General features: G+C 41.1%; 4 protein-coding genes. All 4 read right to left on the bottom strand.

The features are described from left to right. Positions 1-453 precede the first annotated feature (453 nt). Positions 454-1,962: a helix-hairpin-helix domain-containing protein gene (locus HMPREF9073_RS06610; RefSeq protein ID WP_034555559.1), complete on the bottom strand. Its 1,509-nt coding sequence runs from the start codon at positions 1,960-1,962 to the stop codon at positions 454-456. A gap of 338 nt (positions 1,963-2,300) precedes the next feature. After that, positions 2,301-3,677, bottom strand: coding sequence for a PP2C family serine/threonine-protein phosphatase (locus HMPREF9073_RS06605; protein WP_009413206.1), 1,377 nt, complete (start codon positions 3,675-3,677; stop codon positions 2,301-2,303). Then, entirely contained in the window at positions 3,677-4,720 is a 1,044-nt protein-coding gene (locus tag HMPREF9073_RS06600) for a TerY-C metal binding domain-containing protein (protein WP_034555557.1), read from the bottom strand. The genes HMPREF9073_RS06605 and HMPREF9073_RS06600 overlap by 1 nt, the downstream gene beginning before the upstream one ends. 14 nt (positions 4,721-4,734) lie before the next feature. Then, positions 4,735-6,198 (bottom strand): hypothetical protein, encoded by a 1,464-nt coding sequence (locus HMPREF9073_RS06595; protein ID WP_009413204.1) that lies wholly within the window; start codon positions 6,196-6,198, stop codon positions 4,735-4,737. Between the last annotated feature and the right edge of the window lie 50 nt (positions 6,199-6,248).

Here is a 6,248-nt window from a genome sequence, read left to right as displayed (position 1 = left end):
TACAACATTATGTCAATGTACGTGTTGTTTCTTAGTTTGAGACCGTGTTTTGCCTCATTTGCGGGTGCAAAGGTACGGCGTTTTTTTAAACTAGCAAATTTTTTGTGAACTTTTTTTATGATTTTTTTAATTTATTTTTTAAGTGGTTGAGAATGAGAGGAATATTTTTTGAGGAAAAACTCGGAGAGACTCAGAGAAACTCGGAGGGGGTGGTGGGAATAGCCCCCGAACCCCCGAAGGGGGACTAGCTGAAAAAGAGGTGTGAGTTGTGCGGGTGGGGATGGGAATTAGGAAATGGGGTCGGAGGGGTGCGAGCCGCACGGGCGGGGATGGAGGGGTGAGATGAATGAGAAAATTAGGAAAAGAGAGGGTGGTGGTGGAAATTGGGGGTGGGATTTAGAGAAAGAGAGGGTGGTGATGAGATTTGGTGGTGGGATTGGGAGGTTAGGGAAATTAATTTACTAAGGTGATATAAAGCAATCTGCCGCCTTCATCATTTGAGAGCTTTATTTTTTTCTCATTGGTGAGTTCTACCATTGTACCAATGGGAATGGGGTTGTTTTCGGTAACGTCTTTCATATCGGGGAGGGATTGATTGACGAGTACCCATCTGTTTTGGTAAAAGGTGAAATAACCTACAGGCTTTTTGTCGTCGTTAGTGAGATTCTCGTTGCGGATGAGCTTGCGCGATACGTGCCACTTGAAAAGGTATTGGTTGTGGTATATCATCAGGCGATGGTTTTCGGGTTTCCACACATTGTTGCCGGCATTGTAATACAAGTCGGCGATAGGAAGGCTGCCACGGTGAGGGGTACCACAAAACGGACACTTAGGACGAGCGGTATTATCGAATACATACCACTTTTGTGTACAACTTGGATTGCTGCAAGGTTGTATCAAATCTACAGTTTTAAGCAGGGCTGTTTCCCACTCGTTAGCAATAGGGCGTAACATTGGGTTGTGCAATCCGTCGATGAAAGCGCGATTGAAGAGTTCGGTGAGATAGGGTCCTGTAACGGTATAAGGCAATTTGGCGGGGTCACCCCAAAAAGCGTCCCACTTGCGCAACTGGTCGGGTTTTACGCGATTGGTGGCATCGGTGGGGTGTTCTATAAAGAGAGCCTTCTCCCCCATCGCCAACAACTCGTCTTTTTCGGCATCTAAATCCCATACTTTGCTACCTTTGAGCGGGTGGCGTCGCAAGAGATACATATATATAAGTACTGCCAAAGCGTGCAAGTCTGTTTTTTGGTTAGGCAGTGCACGTTTAGGATCTTTGAAGTCTAAATGTTTGGTGCTAAGCACTTCGGGGGCTATAAAATCGGCGGTGCCAATGACCTCTGGAGGAAACATTCCAGGTACCACTAAACCATCTAAGTCGATGATATTTGCCGATTTGGTTACGGGGTCGATGAGGATATTGTTGTAAGAGAGGTCGGAATGTGCAAGCCCCATTTGGTGCATTTTTTTGATACCGCGACAGATATTGATAGCGATTTGGAAATAGCTAAGCCAATCGCCTAACTCTGAAGGATCTAAGCAAAGGGGATACTGAGGGTCACGAAAGGAAGGGGTAGTGAACCACTTACCTTTTTTTTCTTCGCCTTTGAGTCCGTCGTCGGCAATACGTCCTTTGGCAAAGAAGAATTTACGGTCGTAGATAGGGACAATCACGCCTGTTTTACCGTCTTTTTCGACGGCATCGTAAGGCCAGCGAAAAATCTCGTTGAGGAAATAATCGGGGGCATTACCTTTTTTGATATTCTCTAAATACAGAGAGACGATACGCTTGATGCGTTCTTTTTGGTTAAAATCTAAGGGTTCACGGAAGAAAGCTACCACATAACGACGATCGGGAGAGAAATATACGTCTTTCACTCCCCCACGTTTGGGGTTGCCATCATCTACATATTGGTAGGATTTGGAAGTATCTATAATTGATTTTACAGTGATTGTATTCATCATTATTTATTTTTTACTCCCACGAATCTCACGAATTTTCACGAATTTGGGAGTGTATAAAATTCTTTGTATTGTTATATTTCACGAATTTTCACCTGACGGTGAATTATGACAATCAGTGCTTTGTTATATGGAACTGGTGTTCATTATGACTTCTTTATTTAATTTGTTAAGAGAAAGTGCCCACGAATCTCACGAATTTTCACGAAATTAGGTCTGCATAAAACTCTTTGTATTGTTATATTTCACGAATTCTCACCTGACGGTGAATTATTTTGTAAATATATTGTGTTATATTGCTGTAAATCAATTTTCTGCCATATCGAACTGACGTTAAATTAGTAAATAATCGCGAGGGTTCTATCGTCGGAATTGCCTTTGCTCCAGAAGTCGAGCCACTGAAGGAGCTGCTGGTCTATTTGGTTATCGTTTTGGAAATCGACTTGACAATGGTCGTCGTTCTCTCCATTGAGGTCGGCTAAGAAATTATTCCAACATTCTATTTTAGTAAGGTTGTTTTCGACTACAAACTTAGGGTCGTAGATGCCGTCGGTCATTAGGAATAGTTTAGAAAAATCGTTAAAGCGATGAATGCCAAAGCGTTTCCCGACGGGTATTTCGGCATCGTTAGAATAAATCTCGGACATAGTGATGAAACGTGTGCCTCCACCAAATTCACCTATATCTAATAGGTTAAGCAATTGCACTTCGGTTTGTGTTTCATTTAGAATACAAATAGGGCAATCGCCTACACCAAAGGTGAGTAGCACATAGCCAAAATCGTACTTCTTAGCCAAGACAAAAATGAGTGTTGTATGGAGGTCTTTCAGCGCAATTTCTTCGGCGTTAGCAAAATCTTCTAAATAACGGAAGAGTTCCCGGAGCTTGCGATAAATGGCATTTACAATATTGCTCTTATGTGTGAGGTCTTCGGCTGCTGCAAAATAAGCAACCACCTCTTGGTCGATTGTGTTTAGGAAATCGCTATCATTAAAACTATCACAAATGAAATGAGTGGCAATTTCGGAGCCTTTGCGTGCAAACTTAGCTGAGCCTGCACCATCGGCGACGGCTATCACTTGCCAATTGTTAGGCAAAGGTAAAGTGTAGAAATCGTCGTCGCGAGCGCTTCCTTGGTGAGCGTGTGACCTGCCACGTTTAGAAGCTACTACGAGTTTTTTGTCTAAGAAAGAAGCTTTTAGGGTAGCTTCTTCGGTTTTGTAGAAACGCGCTTCTTTATCTAAAGGAATATCTTGCCAAAGGTCTTTAGGGTCGGGGTTGATGATGAAAGGCACTCGCTTTACACGTTCGATCAAATCGGGGTCTTGAGTGCAATAGAAATGAATCTCCAACTCGGTACTCGCTGCCATTGTAGGTTTTCCTATAATAGTGTGTGTATCGGGGGAGAAAATGAGCCCCAATTCTTCTAAAGGACTGATATGAGTGATGTGTATATGCGGAAATTCCTCTAAATTAAAGCTAAAATTATAGTCTTTTTTAGCATTGGCATTGGCAATTGGCAAATGAGCATCTAAAAAAGATTCAATTTCGTAATGTATATGGTATTTTTCTTTCACTTCTTCTTGTAGTTGATGCGCTAAACTGCTAATTTTTTCGGACTGAGAGAGTATAGAGAGCACTTTGGCTTCTACTCGTGGATTGGGTTGCCCATTAGGGTGTTCCCCTTTGATGATGGTTTGTATAATTTCGTCCATTAGCCTAAGGTTCTATTGATGTCAAAATCTTCATCGGACATAGTGTAGTTAGCCACTGAGCCACACCACGGACAGCTGTTCTCGCCTTCGCCAGAGATACAGTGCACGCCTCCACAAGAGCAGGTTGCCAAAGCGTAGGCATTGCCACAACAAGGACAAGAAGGGTTGCCCATCAGCTCGTCCGACGACACTTTGAGGGCATAGTTCGTTTCGTTAGAGAATTCTTTATAACTATTCTCGTCTATTTTATAAGCTCCTTGCAGCATATAGATACGGGTTTGCATTCCGTAAATACCCGAACTGCGAGAGCTTTTTTGGAATTTGATAAGATATTGTTTTTGGGTATTAGAGCACTTACCGCGAATAACCACGAAGTTTTCATCGGGGACATCGTGGCGCTTGGTGAGGTCGATGCTTTCGATGAGGTGATGATCGGGTTTGGCGAGCTTGATAGCATCGGTATTGGTGTTGTTCACCTGCTCGCTGGTGGTTTTAATAGAAGCGGTAATCCACTTAAAGAACTCTTTGTAAGCAGCTGCATTGGTGTTGTTGAACTGCAAGACTTGATCGGTGAGTTGCCCTAAGAGGTTGTAGTTTGTGTTCTCACCCAACGAAATCACCACTAAGTTTGCTTTACGGCGGTAATGAGTATTCCAACGTTCGATAGCTTGGGCGGGGTCGTCGGTAGGGACACCGTCGGTAAAAAGGAAAACGAGTGGTTTCCAGTCACCTTTGCGTTCGAGGGTAGTTTTGACTACTTCGCGGTCGATAGCGTTCATCAGTTCGTTGAGCCCGCTGGCAAGGGAAGTGCCTCCGCCGATAGGAATTTTAGGTGGGTAGAAAGTGATGATATCCTGCAAAGGCGTAATGACCTTACTTTTCCCAGCAAAGCCAATGATAGAGAGCCAAACGGTTTCGAGCGCAAAGGGGTCGGCTTTGAGTTCTTTGATGATTGTAGCCATACCATCTTGCACGTGTTCTATGGGGTCGCCGACCATTGATTCGGAGACGTCGAGGAGGAAATAAATGGGGAGTCTGCGCATTTTTTAGATAAGAGTTATTGACAGTTTTTTTGGTAGTCTTGAATCACTTCAATAAGTCCTTCTTTTGTGAAGGTGTTATATTTTGTTGCATCCATAGAGGGGCAATTTAGGTATTTAGTGAGCAAACGTTGTATTTTTTCAGGTTTTTTAGTGCGGAAAATTCCTTTTTCACCTAAATAAATAGCTTTGTCATTACCTTTTACTTTCAGTAAATAATCATCGGGATAGGCGATGTGATTCAATACGTAATTTCCATCTTTTTCATATAGAATTTCAAAGAACTGATAGGTATAAGGATCGGCGAAGCTACTGCTTTTCATATAATCGTTTTCGAGAGGTTCTACTCCTAAATAACAATGACCTTCAGCACAGAATTTCACTTTGTCATCAGCGTTAAAAGTAATAACATTACCTGCTTGGTCTTTTAGTTTAAGAAGTCTTCCGAGTGTAGATCTATCGGGGAGAGTAGCGCCCATTCTTTTTTCAATTGACTCAAATTCGATGGTCAAAGCACCTTCTTTTTTCTCATTGTTTTTATCGATTACATAGCCAGCTACATTGTATAAATTCATTGAACCAACTTTAGCTTCTTCTCTTTTTTCATTGTATTTTCTTTTAGCTTCTTGTTTTTTAGCTTCTAAAAACTGTTCAAAAGCTACAGTCATATCGCCAAATGGATAACCATTAGCATATAAACGTTGTACAATACGTTTAGCTAAAGGGTCATAGCCAGGAGCTTTATCAGGTTGTGGTTCTATAAGTTTTGACAATATGCTAAACTCTTTTTGGTCATAAGTTTTTATGATGTAAAAGCCATCAGCTTTTGCTTCATATTCTAAAGAAGCAACCTGACCTCCGTTTTCATCGGTTACAGTATATTTGTAGGCAACAGGTTTGTTCATAAAATTATCCATTTTGGAAACTTTTGCAGAAATAGTTCCTATTTTATTGCCGTCCTTAAGTATATTGTTTTGTTCTATTCTTAATTTATCGGCATTTGCTAACTCTTGTTCTGTTCTGGTAGCTTCGCGTTCTTCTTCGTAAATAGCGTCCCATCTATCAGAGAAAGGCTGGTCTTGAGAAGCGAAAAACTGATTAATAAACTGGTTATTTGCTCCTTTTAGAGGGAGTAATTCAGGGATTGTTTTTAAGATAGCATCTGTAACATACTTTTCTATTGAAAAAGTAAGTTTAAAGGAGTAAGGGAGAGATATTTCTCTTACATTGTTGTTAGCACCTTTAAAGCGCAACCATCTCTCGGGAGTGCTGTTGCCAGAAACTGTAGCATAAGGGGCTTCGGCAGTAAACAAGAAATTGCCTGACAAATCGGAATAACTAACCACTTTATCCTTACTGCTTATTTTTGCGATAGGAGTACCATCGATGAGTAATTCTCCTTTTTTTATTTTTATATCTTGAGCTAATGCCTTTGTTATCAAAAAGAAAACTCCGATACTGAATAAAATTATTTTTTTCATATTTATGTAGTTTTATTAATTTTGTAATGTTACTTAACGTAAGTTTTTTT

Source organism: Capnocytophaga sp. oral taxon 326 str. F0382 (assembly GCF_000318295.1).
Taxonomy (GTDB): domain Bacteria; phylum Bacteroidota; class Bacteroidia; order Flavobacteriales; family Flavobacteriaceae; genus Capnocytophaga; species Capnocytophaga periodontitidis.
The sequence above is the reverse complement of the archived record's forward strand: the minus strand, read 5'-3'. Positions and strand labels throughout refer to the sequence as shown.